Origin of the sequence: Agarivorans sp. QJM3NY_33 (assembly GCF_050870865.2) — a bacterium.
Taxonomy (GTDB): Bacteria; Pseudomonadota; Gammaproteobacteria; order Enterobacterales; family Celerinatantimonadaceae; genus Agarivorans.
The window spans coordinates 2,564,198-2,580,667 of record NZ_CP194039.2; the positions used below are offsets into that span (position 1 = coordinate 2,564,198).

The window sequence follows — 16,470 nt, forward strand, 5'->3', positions numbered from 1 at the left end:
TTCATTAAATAGAGTATTCGGCTAGTCTATCCACAGCCAGCCAGCTGTCAACTTCAAATTACCCAAAACTTTACTAACGGTTAAATAATGAGCACAGATATTCAGTTCGATCAAGACCATCTTTGGCATCCTTACACCTCATCAATTGCTCCTCTGCCCTGTTATGCGGTGGCGTCAGCATCCGGCTGTGAAATTGAACTCGAAGACGGCCGACGTTTGGTTGATGGCATGGCTTCTTGGTGGGCCTGCATTCACGGGTATCAAGTCAAAGAGTTAGATCAAGCCGCCAGCGAGCAATTAGCTAAAATGTCACACGTGATGTTTGGTGGTTTAACTCATCAACCCGCGGTAGAGCTTGCCAAGCGTTTAGTCGACTTAACACCAGCATCCTTAGAACAGGTTTTTATTAGCGATTCGGGATCCGTCGCGGTGGAAGTGGCCTTGAAAATGGCCTTGCAGTACTGGCATGCTAAAGGCCAAAAACGGACTAAGTTTGCCACTATTCGTCACGGTTACCATGGCGATACATTTGGCGCTATGTCAGTATGCGATCCGCAAGGCGGCATGCATCAGCTTTATCAAGGTTTCCTGCCTGAACATCTATTTTGCGCTGCACCACAAACTCGCTTTGATCAAGCATGGGATCCAAAAGATTTTATACCGATGCAACAGATGTTAGACGCCCACCACTCACAAATCGCCGCGGTAATTATCGAGCCCATTGTACAAGGTGCAGGAGGGATGCGAATTTACCATCCTCAGTATTTAAAACAACTAAGGCGTCTTTGCGACCACTACGGATTACTGTTGATTGCCGATGAAATCGCAACCGGGTTTGGCCGTACTGGTAAACTGTTTGCCTGTGAACATGCCGATATTGCGCCTGACATACTTTGTTTAGGTAAGGGACTTACTGGAGGCTATATGAGTTTGGCCGCCACTCTCACCAGCAAAACCATTGCCAACACCATCTGTAGTGGCGAGGCTGGTGTATTTATGCATGGTCCGACATTTATGGGAAATCCCCTCGCCTGTGCCGTTGCCTGCGCCAGTATCGACCGACTCCAAAATGGGCCATGGCAACAACAGGTCGCGGCTATCGAACAGCAACTAAAAAAACAGTTAGCGATTTGCCAACAGCTTAACGCGGTGGCCGATGTTCGGGTATTAGGCGCGATCGGGGTCGTGGAAACTGAGATGGCGGTAAATGTCGCTGATATTCAGGCCAAATTTGTTGAACTTGGAGTATGGATCAGACCTTTTGGAAAATTAGTCTACATCATGCCGCCCTACGTGATCAGTGCCCAACAACTCAGCAAATTATGCCACGCTATCTATACTGCGTTAGCTGAACTTGATACAAGACATGACTAACTAAGTAGGGTCTTTGGTTGGCGATAACTTGAAGGACAAGGCGCTACAATACTAAGAAAAAACATTTAAGTAGTATGCAAACAAAGTGGTTAACACGATCAAAGCTAATAAGCCCATGTTAATAATGAAATGATCCCCCTTGCGGCGGGATCGACTCCAATTGAAGCCGATCGTGGTCAGAGTAATCCCACAACAAGTCCACAACAAATAAACAAACACCGTTCGCAGGTTTTCTTGCCAGTGATCACGGTAACCCACCCCATCATTAGGTTGAAATGCCGAATAGGCTATTTCCGGACGAGCGTAGTGATAAACGATGAGAGCTGCCAAGAAAGCCCCCCAAGCTAACAAAGAAAACAGCACAAATAATTTTTGTAAGCCGTCTGGGCCCTTTCTTCGCTCGATTCGTTTTTTTGGCATTCGCTTACCTATATTCTGAATACTCAGCAGTTTAATTAAGATAACATAGCGATTTCTAATGTTTTATCAATTTTTACTTGAGTCTTTGGCCTCACCAAGTAACATTGGTTCCCTTATAATTTTAGCACTATCAGATTGGAGCAATTGTTTGCTATGACGCATTCTTCAGTGACAGACGTATTGAGTGGTAAATTCAGCGTTGGTCAACAAGTTACTATCAAAGGGTGGATCCGCACTCGCCGCGATTCTAAAGCTGGTCTTTCTTTTTTAGCCATTCACGATGGCTCATGTTTTGAGGCAATTCAGGCGGTCGCTCCCAATACTCTATCTAATTACGAGAATGATGTGTTAAAGCTTACCGCAGGTTGTTCGGTAATGGTTAGTGGTGAAGTGGTAGAATCCCCCGGACAAGGCCAGTCCTTTGAAATCCAGGCCGAGCAAGTTGAAGTGCTGGGTTGGGTCGAAAATCCCGATAGTTACCCAATGTCAGCCAAACGCCACAGTATTGAATATCTTCGTGAACATGCCCACCTACGACCACGCACCAATGTAATTGGTGCCGTGACTCGAGTCCGAAACTGTTTGGCGCAAGCGATTCACCGCTTCTATCATCAGCAGGGTTATATGTGGGTAAGCACCCCAATCATTACTGGTAGTGATACTGAAGGTGCAGGCGAAATGTTCCGCGTATCCACGCTAGACATGAACAACTTACCTTTAGATGACAAAGGCGAAATCGATTACCAACAAGACTTCTTTGGTAAAGAGACTTTTCTTACGGTATCCGGTCAATTAAATGTGGAAACCTACGCCTGTGCATTATCCAAGGTCTACACCTTCGGACCGACGTTTCGCGCTGAAAATTCGAATACCAGTCGCCATTTGGCCGAATTTTGGATGGTTGAACCAGAAGTCGCCTTTGCCGATTTAAACGATGCCGCCAAACTCGCCGAAGATATGCTTAAGTATGTATTTAAAGCGGTATTGGACGAGCGCATGGATGATATGAATTTCTTTGCCCAGCGGGTCAACAAACAAGCCGTGAGTCGCCTACAAAATTTTGTTGAAGCAGATTTCGCGCAGGTCGATTACAGCGACGCAATTCAAATTCTAATCGATTCCGGTCGCAAGTTTGAATTCGACGTAGAATGGGGCATCGATATGTCTTCAGAACACGAACGCTACTTAGCCGAAGAACACTTCAAAGCTCCGGTGGTCGTCAAAAACTATCCCAAAGACATTAAGGCCTTCTACATGCGCCAAAATGACGATGGCAAAACTGTTGCGGCGATGGATGTATTAGCACCAGGCATTGGTGAGATAATTGGTGGTAGTCAGCGCGAAGAGCGTTTAGACGTGCTCGATAAACGCCTCGCTGAGCTGGGCTTAGATAAAGATGACTACTCTTGGTATCGCGATCTACGTCGTTACGGTACTGTGCCGCACTCAGGCTTTGGTTTAGGTTTTGAACGTTTAGTCTCTTATGTTACCGGTATGACCAATATTCGCGATGTAATTCCTTTTCCACGCGCACCTAAAAACGCAGAGTACTAAACTCTCAGGTATGATTGGTTATTTGAAAAGCCCCAAAGACTGGGGCTTTTTTGTACCTACTTTGTTAAGCATGAGCTTGATTGAGTCCTCATAGAGGATAAACAAAACTATACAGCACCCGACTCATCATCCATACTTAGGCGCATTAATAATGTAAAAGTCATTGCGATTTTAAGAAGGATCTACATGAAAAGATTGAAAGTTGTCACCACTGAAGATGTATTATTAACCCTCTGTAATTCCGTCACCAATGTCTTAAGTAAGGCGACCGCCAGTGACATTAGATTCTCAGCGATGGTGCAAAAAATTAACAAAACCTGTTTAAAACCCGACATTGGTTGTTTTGTGTTATTCGATGGTGGATTCTCTGGTTTAGTGGTAATTAATTTTACCGCTCCTGCTGCCATGGAGATTTATAGAAATTACATGTTGCATATGGGGATCCCTGAGTCAGAACTAGCACAACAACATACAGCCGACGAAGTGGGAAATGTTATGGGTGAGTTGATGAATCAGATGGTTGGCTACTTTACCGGAGTGATCGGCAAAGAATTGCAAACTTCGCTCACCCAGAATCAACCCAAAATGTTAGCGTTAAACAAACAGGTATTAATTTCTATCGATACCAACTTGGATCGCCCACAAGCTCGCCGAGTAACCTTTACCACCGCAAAAAATAACATCTTTTACTTGGAGTTGGCGATGGACAAAACTGAGTTCATTAAGTTGCATGAATTTGAAACAGAAGATGATGTTGATCCTGATGCACTAATTGAGCAAGCTGCTCTCGATAAAAAATCAGAACAAGCCAGTATAGCCACTGCGACCGCAACCATTGATCAAGATTTACTCGATGAGCTCGGTATTTAAGCCTGTCGACTGAACCTATTGATTAAGTGATACCGCTATTTTTTCAGTCTAAACCGAAGTAACTGTAACTTAGGTTTAGACTGAAAGTAACCCGTCATGCGATAAAAAAACGTAATAACCCGCGACTTCAAATAGCCATCAATGTCTCTGTATCAAGCAACCCTGCAAGTCTTGAAATCGATAAACAAGCCACATGACATTCCCCGGGAAAACTAAAGCCAGCTAACATAATCTTTAAAGGCTAACTGTTTATGTTTATTCGGTTTTACTTGGGGACTGCCTAAATACAAAAATCCAACAATAGACTCTTGTTCAGCGAGTCCCAATTCGTCGTTAACAATTGAGCTATAAGCCATCGCTCCTGTGCGCCATATTCCGTTATAACCTTGAGCAAGCGCTGCCATTTGCATTGCTTGTACAGCACAACCGGCAGAGAGCACCTGTTCTATCTCAGGAACTTTGGTATGCGATTTAGGTGATGCGATCACAATCGTAATCAGCGGCGCTCGAAAAGGCATCGCTCTCGCTTTTTCTTCATCGGCTTGCTCGGCAAACGCCGCTTTTTCAAAAATGGAGGAGAGTCTAGTGAGCCCTTCACCACTCACATGGATGAAACGCCAAGGTGTTAATCCACCGTGGTCAGGCGCTCGTAAACCTGCATTCCAAATTACTTCTAGTTCAGCCCCCTCTGGAGCTGGTGCGGCCAAACGCGCACAAGACTGACGCTCTAATAATAAGTCTAAGGCGTTCATTGTGATCCTTAAGAGTTAAAATGTAACACCATTGTGATTGAAATATCATAAAAGTAAAGCGCTGCTTGCCCCTTGTTAGCTAAAGGATTAACAAGCCCACATTAATCAAAAATGTAGCTATAACGATAGCTTGCGGGGTACAAACTGCTTGCTCTTCAGCGATGTGTAAGCCTAGATAACCAGCATGACTGCTTATATCATCGCGGCCAATTCAGCGCCTTGACGAATAGCCGCTTTTGCATCAAGTTCTGATGCCAAAAATGCCCCACCAATCAGATGCGAATGACGACCTAAAACGCTTAGTTCTTCATGCAACGAACGTAAACTTTCTTGGCCTGCACATACCACAACATGATCAACTTCCAATACCGATTGCACGCCATCGATTTTGATGTGTAAACCCTGATCGTCAATTTTGAGATATTCTACCCCAGCAAGCATTGTGACCCCATTTTGCTTTAAACTTTCACGATGGATCCATCCAGTGGTCTTACCAAGCCCTTTACCGACCCTGCTCGCCTTACGCTGACACAGAAAAACTTGTCGTAAAGGATGATGCTTTAAGACCTCCTTTTTCAAGCCACCAGCATTGGACATAGTAGAGTCAATGCCCCAATTGTCTAACCAACGATCAAGATTGGTGGCTAAGGACGGCTGTTGTTCCACCAAATACTCAGCCACGTCAAAACCAATACCACCTGCCCCAATAATTGCAACCCGCTCCCCTACTGTTTTATGATCCTTTAGTACATCTAAATAGTTATAGACCTTAGGATGCGCGATGCCTTCGATGGGCGGCGTTCTCGGCACAATCCCAGTAGCGATCACCACTTCATCGACCGACAACTGGGCCAGCATCGCCGAATCTAGCTTAGTATTTAGCTTTAAAATTATTCCTAAATGTTTAATCTGATTTGAAAAATACCGCAAAGTTTCATAGAACTCTTCTTTACCAGGGATCTGCTTTGCGTAATTGAATTGCCCGCCAATCTGATCTGCCGCATCATAAATAGTCACTCGATGCCCGCGTTGTGCTGCATAACAAGCAAAAGCTAATCCTGCCGGACCCGCGCCCACCACCGCAATGTTTTTAGCTTCCATCACCGGGGAGAATGTTAACTCGGTTTCGTAACATGCCTGCGGGTTCACCAAGCAACTGGCGCGCCGTTGTTTAAACACATGATCTAAACATGCTTGATTACACGCAATACAAGTATTAATCAGCTCAGACTGATCCGCTTTAGCCTTTTGTACAAACAACGGATCGGCAAGTAAAGGTCTCGCCATCGATACCATATCCGCTTGGCCAGAACTTAAGATGTTCTCAGCAATCTCGGGTGTATTAATTCGGTTCACCGCGACCAAAGGAATACTAAGGTGTTGTTTTATTTTTTCCGTCACCCAAGAAAACGCACCACGCGGCACACTCGTCGCGATGGTAGGCACTCTGGCTTCGTGCCACCCAATACCAGTGTTCAGTAGTGTCACCCCCGCCAGCTCCAAAGCTTTTGCTAAGTGAATAACTTCTTCTAACGTACTGCCTTTTTCAACCAGGTCTAACATCGATAAACGAAAAATGATGATGAAATTTTGCCCCACAAGATCCCGAGTTTGTTTCACTACCGCCAACGCGAATTTGATACGATTACAATAGCTGCCACCCCAGCTATCATTGCGTTGGTTGGTTCGCGCGCAAATAAACTGGTTAATTAAATAACCTTCCGAGCCCATAATTTCCACACCATCATAGCCAGCACGTTGAGCAAGTTTCGCGCTAGTTGCAAAATCTTTAATGGTGCTCAATATTTGCCGCTCGCTCATTGCCTTGGGTTTAAACGGGTTAATTGGCGCTTTAATCTTACTGGCACTGACCGAAAATGGATGATAAGCATAGCGGCCTGCATGCAAAATTTGCAGTGCTATCTTTCCCCCCTGTTGATGAACTGCCTCGGTGATGAGGCGATGTTTTTTGATTTGCCATGGAAAACTGAGCTGGCAACCATTAGGCGTTAATCGGCCGCGAAAGTTTGGCGCAATCCCACCAGTGACGATCAAACCAACACCTCCCTTTGCTCTCTGCGCATAAAAGGCTGCAAGTTTGGCAAAACCGCCTTTCTCTTCCTCTAAGCCTGTATGCATAGAGCCCATCAATACACGGCTAGACAACTGGGTGAAACCTAAATCCAGAGGCGCTAATAAGTGCGGGTATTTGGTCATCTCTGGCACCTCAACTTGATGATTAATGTTATTAAACTGTTAATAGATTATCGGAAGTAAACTCACGTTTCAAACATTTGTTTAAATAATTCAAGATGCCTGTTTATCGGGTCTATGTTAACGTTTATCCATCGTTGACTTTAATAAGTGGGTCCCAGTGTTTAAATTTATAAAAAACCTCTTCAGTCTATTCTGGAAAAGCTTAAATTTTATTCGTTCACTGATCGTTAATTTGTTACTTATCGGCATGATAATTATCGTTGTCGTAGCGATAAATCAAGTGAGCGAGCCGCCAAGCACTGAGCCTGAAGCTTCGGCGCTACGCATCAATTTAGATGGTCAAATTGTAGAACAACGGCAACGACTTAACCCAATGACGGAACTAAGTAATGAGTTAGTGGGTAATCCTCAGGAAAAAGAAATCGATCTACAACGCTTGGTTGACACCATCGATGCCGCCGCAACAGATAACAATATTACCGGTATTATTCTATCACTGGACCAACTTCCACCGACCAGTCAAACCAAACTCGCTATCATTGGCCAAGCTCTGGAACGATTTAAAAGCAGCAACAAACCAATCCTGAGTTACGCTGACTATTATGATCAACACCAGTATTACTTAGCCAGCTTTGCCGACGAATTGCTACTCAACCCTAAAGGCGCAGTATTGATGCGCGGTATTAACTCTCGTCGTTTATTTTATAAAGATGTTATCGACAAGCTTGATGTGAGTACTCATGTATTTCGGGTTGGCACTCACAAATCATTTGTTGAACCCTACATACGCAACGATATGTCACCAGAAGCGAAACAAGATTTAGCCCATTGGATGGATCAGCTGTGGCAAGGCTATTTAATTACCGTTGCTCAAAATCGTAAACTTGATGCCCAGCAGCTAGTCCCTGAACCAAAGCGACTGATACAGCGTTTAACCACGGTTGAAGGCGATTCAGCCCTCTATGCAGAACGCTTTGGTTTAGTTGATCAACTGGTTACACGAGATCAAGCAAAACAATATTTTGTTGAACAATTTGGTGAAGCCGATAACAAGCTAGGTTATCACTACCTCAGCTACCAAGATTACGCCCAATCAAGAACTTTAAGTCATAGCGAGGCAAACGATAACAAAATCGCCCTGTTAGTCGCCCAAGGGCCGATCGTTTCGGGCGAAGGTGAAGAGAAGGTAATTGCCGCTGATACAGTGTTAAGACAACTCGACCAAGCCCTGCAAGATGACCAAGTCAAAGCGCTGGTGATGCGGGTTGACAGCCCTGGAGGAAGTGCCTTTGCCTCTGAGCTGATCCGCAATAAACTCCAGCAATTCCAAACCAAAGGGATCCCTGTCGTGGTTTCTATGGGCAGTGTTGCTGCTAGCGGCGGATATTGGATTTCTGCCAGTGCCGACCAAATTTTTGCCAGCCCAACCACCATTACGGGCTCGATTGGTATCTTCGGGATGTTTGCCACAATCGAAAACGCGCTAGCAAAACTTGGGGTCCATAGTGATGGCTACGCCACCACCACGCTTGCAGAACTAAGTCCTTTTCAAGCCCTTCCGGAGGAGTTAAAACAGCTTATTCAATTAAATATTGAACATGGATATCATGACTTCTTAAACTTAGTTTCAGAGGGACGCGGCATCGAAATAGCAAAATTAGATAAACTGGCTCAAGGACGGATCTGGACTGGCAAAGACGCTTTGGCAAATGGTTTAATCGACCAACTTGGTGATCTGAATGATGCTATCGCTTATGCGGCAAATATGAGTGAACTACAAGACTATCAAATCGACCGCTTAACCGTTCCGCTAAATCCGAGAGAGCAATTCATTGCCCAATTGTTTGACTCCCAAATTAGTCGCTCACTAGAAGCTTTGATTCCCCATTGGCGCTTATTAAAGGCTCTCTCTGAACAAGCACCCGCCCTCGAAATGTTTAACGATCCACTCGGACAATACAGTTACTGCGCTATTTGTGAACAGCTATAAACTACAGCATTAACGCTACGCAGTGATTGCTTTAACAAAGCATCAGACTATAATTTCAAAAATTTTTTGAATTATAGTCTGATGAACCGAAAATCTATTTATATCGCCTATACAGGCGGTACCATTGGTATGCAACGCAGCGAACAAGGCTACATTCCTCAAGCGGGTTTTATGAGCGATTGCTTAGAAGCCATGCCTGAATTTAAGCGTGAAGAAATGCCCCTGTTTACCGTACATGAATTCTCACCCTTAATCGATTCTGCGGACATGGATCCTCACCACTGGCAATTCATCGCCGATGACATCCAAGCCAATTATGAAAAATACGACGGATTTGTAGTACTACATGGCACCGACACCATGGCATATACTGCATCAGCGCTGTCTTTTATGTTAGAAAACCTTAGCAAACCAGTGATAGTCACCGGCTCTCAAATCCCTTTAAGTGAACTGCGTTCTGACGGGCAAACAAACTTATTAAATGCCTTGTATTTAGCCGCGTACTATCCGGTTCATGAAGTATGTCTATTTTTTAACAACAAACTATTAAGGGGTAACCGCAGTACTAAAGCTCATGCAGACGGCTTCGATGCGTTTATGTCACCAAACTTCCCCCCGCTACTGAAAGCCGGTATAGATATTGAAATTATTGCCGGAGAAATAAAGCCCACTGGCATTAGTGCACTACAGGTTAGCCCCATCGTCCCACAACCAATTGGGGTCGTCAGTTTATATCCAGGGATCTCTGCTGAAGTATTAGCTAATTTATTACAACAGCCAGTTAAAGCCCTGATTCTATTAAGTTACGGCGTGGGTAATGCCCCCCAGCATCCAGCGATGCTCGAACAACTAGAGCAGGCCAGCGAGCGAGGGATCATTGTTTTAAATTTAAGCCAATGCTTAACCGGAAAAGTTAATATGGGGGGCTATGCAACCGGTAATGCCTTGGCTAAAGCTGGGGTCATCAGCGGTGGGGATATGACCACCGAAGCGGCTTTAGCTAAGTTGCATTACTTACTAAGCAAAAACCTACCAAGTATGCGAATCCGCGAATTACTTTGCCAAGACATTCGCGGCGAGATTTCAGTCTGAATATCAAGATTGAGTAAGTTGTACAATCACTTGCTCATCTTTATATTGTCGTTTCAGTTCCTGTTTGGACTTCATCACTAATTCGCCGTCAGTACCAACCGTAAAGTGTTGTGGTTGATGGTTATGCTTGGCTTGATACAAAATAACCAACTGTTGAGTATGGTCTCGCTGCTCAGCATTCAGTTTTTTACCATCAGGCCAACGCCCGGTTTCAACAGCATTCAGCATGTTTTGGTAAATTTCGGGGCTCATTGCAGCCAACAATTTCTCTACATCCATTTATCACTCCTATAATCTAATAAGAACATTAACAAACCAGTAACCAACTGCCAAGCAATAAGCAAGCGAACAAAAGAAAATTCAAGTAACGCTGAAGACAACATAAAATAAAAATATGCTAACCTTAGCTGCATCGCAATATACTAAAAATAATACAGGAATAAGACTTGTCTACCATGAAACTAACTGGACGTTTTTTATGTTTACTCTTACCGTTAGCACTCAGTGCTTGCGATCTCCGCTTTAATATTTTCAATTTTGGTAGCCTATCGGCCAAAAAAGTCTGTAACAACAATCCGGAATTATGCGAAGACCTAAACCAAGATGGCTGGTGTAAAAAAGAACGTTCAGCCGTCATACTCAGCCGTTATAATGAATCCAAAGAACCTAATGACCCGCACAAATACCAACTCATCAAAGATTATAAAGATTATAATGCTTGTATAGAATTAGCAGCGAGTATCGAACCAAGATACGACAAATCACGTAAGACAAAACGAGTGGTTGGCATGTTAACGTCGATAGAAGAATTGGCCCGCCTAGAAGCCGAAACTACAAATTCAGATTACCCGTTTTTACTCATGTACCACTGGAAGCAGCTCCGCGATAAGCAAGCTAAACAACGTTTCTTGGCTTTAGAAGGTAGTGATGCTTTAAAATCACCTGAATTACAGTGGACACTTGCCATGTATTACAATGGCAAGAACGCGAAAAAAACCATCACTATTTTAGAAAATACCTTCAAGCTATTTCCTGAAGATGAAACCATACCAGCTAAATATGCCGAAGCGATTGTTTCTCAATACATGGTATTAAAAGACTACAACAATGCCTATATTTGGGCTCAAATTGCTTCCCAGTTTGATGATCATATTCAACAGGATTATTCAGGTCTCAATTACCAACTAAACCTGACGGAACAACAACAAGAAAAATTGGAAGAACAAGCCGAGACCATTGCTGAACAAATAATAAATAGACAATATCGTTTGTAAACTTCTCCGTCTATTTGGCCTTAAAGTCGAGCGCTACCGAATTAATGCAATAGCGCTCGCCAGTTTCCGTTGGGCCATCATTAAATACGTGGCCCAAATGAGCATCACAAGCTTGGCAACGCACTTCTACCCGTTCCATATTATGACTTTTGTCACTTATAAACTTAATTGCTTGATGGTCAGAAACACGATCAAAACTCGGCCAGCCACAACCAGAATCAAATTTTGCGTCAGATTGAAATAACACCTGTTGACAACAAACACAAGCATAACTGCCCTGTTCTTTGTTATGTAATAACTTGCCACTAAACGGACGTTCGGTCGCCCCTTTTCTTGTGACTTGGAAAGTTAATTGATCAAGTAGCTGTTGCCACTCCTGCTCTTCTTTAAACAAAACACGATGACTCATGAAGGAATTTGTTCTAATAGTAACATGGAGTTGGCACTTAACTTAAGGCTGTCGGGGGCAATAAGTTTCTTCGAATAAATAGCATTATCAGTGGCTGTGTCCATTTGTTGCACCCAAATAAAACTACTTTCTACATTCGGAATGGTGAAATCAATGGGGTGATCACAGGCATTAATGATCCAAAACCAACGTTCTTTCGGGTCTCGAACAGAACGTAATTCCACTGCAACCGACCATGCGTGGGCATCATGCCAGTCTTCTTGGCGCATGTGTAAACCATCATGTCGATACCAACGAACACTATGGTGCCTATAATGGGATTTCTCGTAACTATCATTTTCCAATTGCAAATGATTAAATAACGGACAACGCTTACGTAATTTAATCAGCTTCTGCGTAAAATCCAAAAACTGTTGCTGCGCACTATCCAAGGTCCAATCAAACCAACTAATCTTATTATTTTGACAATAAGCATTATTATTTCCTTGCTGGGTGCGGCCCAATTCATCCCCACCAAGAAAATGAGGAACGCCTTGAGAAAGCATCAGGGTCGCCAATAAATTTCGTTTCTGTTTACGACGTAATGCCAAGACTTTCTTATTTTCAGTTACGCCTTCAACACCGTTATTTGCTGAAATATTATGCCCATGTCCATCCCGATTCTCTTCGCCATTCGCATAATTGTGACGTTGCTCGTAGCTCACTAAATCTTCTAAAGTAAAACCGTCGTGGTAACAAATATAATTAACACTGCTATGGATACTTCTTCGGCTAGCAAGAAACATATCTCTTGAGCCCATCATTCGAGTAACCATCTGGCCGAGCAAACCGTGCTCTCCTTTCCAAAATGCTCGACAAGTATCACGAAATCGATCGTTACATTCCATCCAACGCTCAGGGAAGCGACCTAATTGATATCCATCTTGACCAATATCCCAAGGCTCAGCGATTAACTTAGCTTGAGACAAAATGGGGTCTTGTGCGATCGCTTTGAAGAATGCAGCATGACTACTAAAATGATTATTTTCTCGGCCCAGGCTAACCGCTAAGTCGAACCGGAAGCCATCGACTTGCATAACATCTACCCAATAACGCAAGCTATCAAGCACTAAGCGCAGTCCAATGGGGTGATCTAAACTCACACTATTCCCACAACCAGTATTATTCGTATACTGACTATAATTAGGGCTGTCACCAATCTGCTCAAATAAATAATACCTTTTGTTATCAAGTCCGCGATAACACAACGTTGGCCCATCCGCACCCGATTCTGCTGTGTGGTTAAACACCACATCCAAAATCACTTCTAAACCATGGCGATGAAATTCACGGACCATGGTTTTAAATTCAACTAAGGCATCATTTGCTGCATAACGCGGCTCCGCGGCCATAAATAAAATCGGGTTATATCCCCAGTAGTTACTCAAACCTAAAGCTTTCAAGCGAGGCTCAGACATAAATGCTGCGATAGGCATTAATTGAATACTGGTAATGCCCAAGTTTTTAAAATGCTCAATGCTTGGGGCACTCACCAACCCCAAATAACGCCCCTGTAATTCTGGATCTACGTCCGGTTTTAATTGACTAAAGCCTCGAACGTGGGTCTCATATAAAATAGTTTCATGGCGTGGGATATTGGGTTTACCGACTCCTTGCCAATCAAAGTCGTCGTCGACAACAATACACTTCGGAATCATTGTCACACCATCCTCTTGATAGGCCTTTGCATCCCAAATCAAAGGCCGAGAAATCGCTTTAGCATAGGGGTCTAGAATTAACTTGCGGGGATCGTACCAACAACCGTGTTCAGGTTGATAAGTTCCGAATACTCGATATCCGTAATACTGACCCGCTTTAATTCCTGCGATGTGACCAAACCTTATCCCTCCCTGCTTACTCGGTAATACAATCCGTGATATCTCGTTTTCATCCGAGTCAAATAGGCACAATTCAACGTGTTTGGCATCACCCACGTTAATTGAAAAATTACAGCCATTTTGATCAAGGCTTGCCCCAAGGGGAAAACTACAGCCAGGTGAGACTTGCTCTGCACTCAGCCGAATGGGTAGTGCTTGAAGTTGACTTTTTATAGACATGCGAACCTTACTTCCCCCCTCGTGTTACAAGGGGGCTTGTCAAAAACTAATCTATTTTGATTAAATACAATGTTGCCAACGGAGGCAAGTTTAATATGATGGAATTTTCTCGACCATGGCCAGTAATCGCCTCACTTTGGAACTCTATGCCTGCATCATAATTCCCTCCCCAATACAGCTCTGAGTCGGTATTAAGGATAATCCGATAGCGACCTTGCTCTGGCACACCCAGACGATAACCATCTCGAGGGACTGGTGTAAAATTACACACAACAAACAAGCTTTCTTGAGAACTTAACGCATTACGCTGAAATGCTAGAATGCTGTTTTCCCAGTCATCTAAATCTATCCAAGTAAATCCTTGGGTATCATAGTCACCTTCATACATAGCAGCATGACTGCGATAGACGGTATTCAGTTGTTTAACCAGTGCTTGTTGACCTTGATGTTTAGGGTATTTCAAGACGTTCCATTCTAGACTCGTGTCATGATTCCATTCACTTGACTGCGCAAATTCGGTCCCCATGAAATTGAGTTTTTTGCCAGGGTGGGCAAACATAAACGCAGTATACGCGCGTAAATTTGCCGCTTGCTGCCACTCATCACCTGGCATTTTACCAATCAATGAGCCCTTACCATGAACAACTTCATCATGAGAAATCGGTAATACGAAGTTTTCATCGTAGTTGTACACCATCGCAAAGGTAATTTCACTGTGGTGATATTTTCTAAAGGCAGGGTCTTTTTGCATATAGGTCAGGGAGTCATGCATCCAACCCATATTCCACTTAAACCCAAAACCAAGGCCACCGGTAAAGGTTGGACGAGAAACGCCAGCAAAAGCAGTTGACTCCTCAGCAATCGTCATCGCATGTGGATACTGGCGGTATACCTCTTCGTTAAACCATTTTAGAAGACTGATTGCTTCATAGTTATGATTACCACCGTCAACATTTGGTACCCACTCACCTTCTTCCCGTGAATAATCCCAATATAACATCGATGCCACAGCGTCAACGCGTAAACCATCGACATGAAATTTATCCAACCAAATTAAGGCACTCGCCACTAAAAATTGACGAACGGTATCGCGTCCAAAGTCATAAATGTAAGAGTTCCAATCATTATGCCAACCACGACGGGGATCTTCATACTCATATAAAGCCGTACCATCAAATTTAGCTAATCCATGGGAATCACTCGGAAAATGTGCAGGTACCCAATCAACAATCACACCGATACCATGCTGATGACATTGATCAATCAAATATTTTAAATCATCTGGATTACCGAAACGACTCGTGGGTGCAAACAAGCCAATTGGCTGGTATCCCCAAGATCCATCGAAAGGGAACTCAGAGATTGGTAATATCTCAATGTGGGTGTAACCCATCTCCTTAATGTAATTAACGAGTTCGACAGCCAATTCACGATAACTAAGATACTGATTTTCTTGCCCTTCAACTTTTCGTTTCCAAGATCCCAAATGCACTTCATAGATGCTCATTGGCTGGGTAAGTTTGTCATTCAGCTGTGATTCAATCCAAGCTTGGTCGTTCCATTGATATTGGCTATGATCCCACACCACCGAAGCAAAAGACGGATATTGCTCCGCGTAAAAACCGACAGGATCAGTTTTATGCGGCAAGCTGTTCCCGTGTAGATCTTTAAGTTCATATTTATATTTAGTTCCTGCCGCCAAACCCGGAACAAATAATACCCAGTGACCATCTAAAGAACGCTGCATCGGCATGCGACGCCCATCCCATTGATTGAAATCACCAATCAAGCTCACACTAAAGGCGCTTGGTGCATATACCGCAAAACGCACCCCATTCACTGATACGCCGTCTACCACTAAACTTTTGACTTGGGCCCCAAGTACCTGATAAATATTTTCAGGCGCATGAGACATAGTTGCTAATCCCTCATAGGCCTCTTCTGTGAACTGATAGGGATCGATAACTGCGAGAGTGTGTTTGCCATAATCAACTTCGAGGCAGTAGTTGAAACGTTGCTCAGTGTCGAACTTCAACTCAAACAACCCCTGCTTAGCGAGTTGTTGCATTGAACCTAAGATTTCTCCCGATAAAGATTTAACCGTAATCGCTGTAGCATCTGGTTGCCAAGCTCTTAAAACCAGCCCTGATTTATTTTTATCTTGATTTAAACCAAGCACACTAAATGGCTCTTTTAAGCGAACATTAGACAACTGTTGAACTAACCGAGAAACCTGAGAAGACAAAGATCGTTTCATTATTTACTCACCTTAAGATCCTGAGAATATGACAATTTACTAAGTTAAGCTTAGGTTAGCGCAAGTCACCTTGCTTTTCTGCATAAATGACCACTAAAGTGAGATCGAAAGCATTTTCATAAGCAAAAAAAAAGCGCTCCAAAGAGCGCTTGATGATATATAACA

At 43.5% G+C, this 16,470-nt stretch carries 13 protein-coding genes; 6 read left to right on the forward strand and 7 right to left on the reverse strand.

Going from position 1 to position 16,470, the window contains the following annotated elements; translation table 11 throughout:
- Window positions 1-87 precede the first annotated feature (87 nt).
- Complete coding sequence (bioA, locus tag ACRRSY_RS11545) at window positions 88-1,374, forward strand: adenosylmethionine--8-amino-7-oxononanoate transaminase (protein WP_432453188.1); 1,287 nt, start codon at window positions 88-90, stop codon at window positions 1,372-1,374.
- 51 nt (window positions 1,375-1,425) lie between these two features.
- Here the strand turns inward: bioA and ACRRSY_RS11550 are convergent, their stop codons facing one another.
- Window positions 1,426-1,794: a hypothetical protein gene (locus tag ACRRSY_RS11550; protein ID WP_432453189.1), complete on the reverse strand. Its 369-nt coding sequence runs from the start codon at window positions 1,792-1,794 to the stop codon at window positions 1,426-1,428.
- Between the two features lie 153 nt (window positions 1,795-1,947).
- On the opposite strand from ACRRSY_RS11550, the gene asnS reads away from it, so the two are divergent.
- Complete coding sequence (asnS, locus tag ACRRSY_RS11555) at window positions 1,948-3,348, forward strand: asparagine--tRNA ligase (RefSeq protein ID WP_432453190.1); 1,401 nt, start codon at window positions 1,948-1,950, stop codon at window positions 3,346-3,348.
- 186 nt (window positions 3,349-3,534) lie between these two features.
- Window positions 3,535-4,218: a DUF3334 family protein gene (locus ACRRSY_RS11560; RefSeq protein ID WP_432453191.1), complete on the forward strand. Its 684-nt coding sequence runs from the start codon at window positions 3,535-3,537 to the stop codon at window positions 4,216-4,218.
- 212 nt (window positions 4,219-4,430) lie between these two features.
- Here the strand turns inward: ACRRSY_RS11560 and ACRRSY_RS11565 are convergent, their stop codons facing one another.
- A complete protein-coding gene (locus ACRRSY_RS11565) occupies window positions 4,431-4,970 on the reverse strand; it encodes an NAD(P)H nitroreductase (RefSeq protein ID WP_432459349.1) in 540 nt (179 codons plus the stop codon).
- Between the two features lie 192 nt (window positions 4,971-5,162).
- Window positions 5,163-7,187, reverse strand: a complete 2,025-nt coding sequence (locus ACRRSY_RS11570) for an FAD-dependent oxidoreductase (RefSeq protein ID WP_432463211.1) — start codon at window positions 7,185-7,187, stop codon at window positions 5,163-5,165.
- 157 nt (window positions 7,188-7,344) lie between these two features.
- On the opposite strand from ACRRSY_RS11570, the gene sppA reads away from it, so the two are divergent.
- Both sppA and ansA read left to right on the forward strand, forming a co-directional pair.
- Window positions 7,345-9,177, forward strand: a complete 1,833-nt coding sequence (gene sppA, locus ACRRSY_RS11575; RefSeq protein ID WP_432453194.1) for a signal peptide peptidase SppA — start codon at window positions 7,345-7,347, stop codon at window positions 9,175-9,177.
- 81 nt (window positions 9,178-9,258) lie between these two features.
- Complete coding sequence (gene ansA, locus ACRRSY_RS11580; RefSeq protein WP_432463212.1) at window positions 9,259-10,269, forward strand: asparaginase; 1,011 nt, start codon at window positions 9,259-9,261, stop codon at window positions 10,267-10,269.
- 3 nt (window positions 10,270-10,272) lie between these two features.
- Here ansA and ACRRSY_RS11585 read toward each other — a convergent pair whose 3' ends face one another.
- Window positions 10,273-10,548: a YeaC family protein gene (locus tag ACRRSY_RS11585; RefSeq protein WP_432453196.1), complete on the reverse strand. Its 276-nt coding sequence runs from the start codon at window positions 10,546-10,548 to the stop codon at window positions 10,273-10,275.
- A 176-nt stretch (window positions 10,549-10,724) separates the two neighbouring features.
- Here ACRRSY_RS11585 and ACRRSY_RS11590 point away from each other — a divergent pair, with 176 nt between their 5' ends.
- Window positions 10,725-11,543 carry a DUF2989 domain-containing protein gene (locus ACRRSY_RS11590; protein WP_432456182.1) on the forward strand — a complete coding sequence of 273 codons (819 nt, stop codon included), beginning with the start codon at window positions 10,725-10,727 and terminating at the stop codon, window positions 11,541-11,543.
- 10 nt (window positions 11,544-11,553) lie between these two features.
- On the opposite strand, the gene msrB is transcribed toward ACRRSY_RS11590, so the two are convergent.
- The 3 genes from msrB to glgB are packed head-to-tail and all read right to left on the reverse strand — an operon-like array spanning window position 11,554 to window position 16,305.
- A complete protein-coding gene (msrB, locus tag ACRRSY_RS11595; RefSeq protein ID WP_432453197.1) occupies window positions 11,554-11,952 on the reverse strand; it encodes a peptide-methionine (R)-S-oxide reductase MsrB in 399 nt (132 codons plus the stop codon).
- Complete coding sequence (gene glgX / locus ACRRSY_RS11600; protein WP_432463213.1) at window positions 11,949-14,048, reverse strand: glycogen debranching protein GlgX; 2,100 nt, start codon at window positions 14,046-14,048, stop codon at window positions 11,949-11,951. Before glgX ends, msrB begins: the two co-directional genes overlap by 4 nt.
- A gap of 46 nt (window positions 14,049-14,094) precedes the next feature.
- Entirely contained in the window at window positions 14,095-16,305 is a 2,211-nt protein-coding gene (gene glgB / locus ACRRSY_RS11605) for a 1,4-alpha-glucan branching protein GlgB (protein WP_432463214.1), read from the reverse strand.
- Between the last annotated feature and the right edge of the window lie 165 nt (window positions 16,306-16,470).

Coding starts and splice junctions, on each gene's coding strand:
- ACRRSY_RS11585 (WP_432453196.1), bottom strand. CDS start 10,548: ATGGATGTAGAGAAATTGTTGGCTGCAATGAGCCCCGAAATTTACCAA.
- ACRRSY_RS11550 (WP_432453189.1), bottom strand. CDS start 1,794: ATGCCAAAAAAACGAATCGAGCGAAGAAAGGGCCCAGACGGCTTACAA.
- glgX (WP_432463213.1), bottom strand. CDS start 14,048: ATGTCTATAAAAAGTCAACTTCAAGCACTACCCATTCGGCTGAGTGCA.
- ansA (WP_432463212.1), top strand. CDS start 9,259: ATGAACCGAAAATCTATTTATATCGCCTATACAGGCGGTACCATTGGT.
- ACRRSY_RS11570 (WP_432463211.1), bottom strand. CDS start 7,187: ATGACCAAATACCCGCACTTATTAGCGCCTCTGGATTTAGGTTTCACC.
- asnS (WP_432453190.1), top strand. CDS start 1,948: ATGACGCATTCTTCAGTGACAGACGTATTGAGTGGTAAATTCAGCGTT.
- bioA (WP_432453188.1), top strand. CDS start 88: ATGAGCACAGATATTCAGTTCGATCAAGACCATCTTTGGCATCCTTAC.
- glgB (WP_432463214.1), bottom strand. CDS start 16,305: ATGAAACGATCTTTGTCTTCTCAGGTTTCTCGGTTAGTTCAACAGTTG.
- msrB (WP_432453197.1), bottom strand. CDS start 11,952: ATGAGTCATCGTGTTTTGTTTAAAGAAGAGCAGGAGTGGCAACAGCTA.
- ACRRSY_RS11590 (WP_432456182.1), top strand. CDS start 10,725: ATGAAACTAACTGGACGTTTTTTATGTTTACTCTTACCGTTAGCACTC.
- ACRRSY_RS11560 (WP_432453191.1), top strand. CDS start 3,535: ATGAAAAGATTGAAAGTTGTCACCACTGAAGATGTATTATTAACCCTC.
- ACRRSY_RS11565 (WP_432459349.1), bottom strand. CDS start 4,970: ATGAACGCCTTAGACTTATTATTAGAGCGTCAGTCTTGTGCGCGTTTG.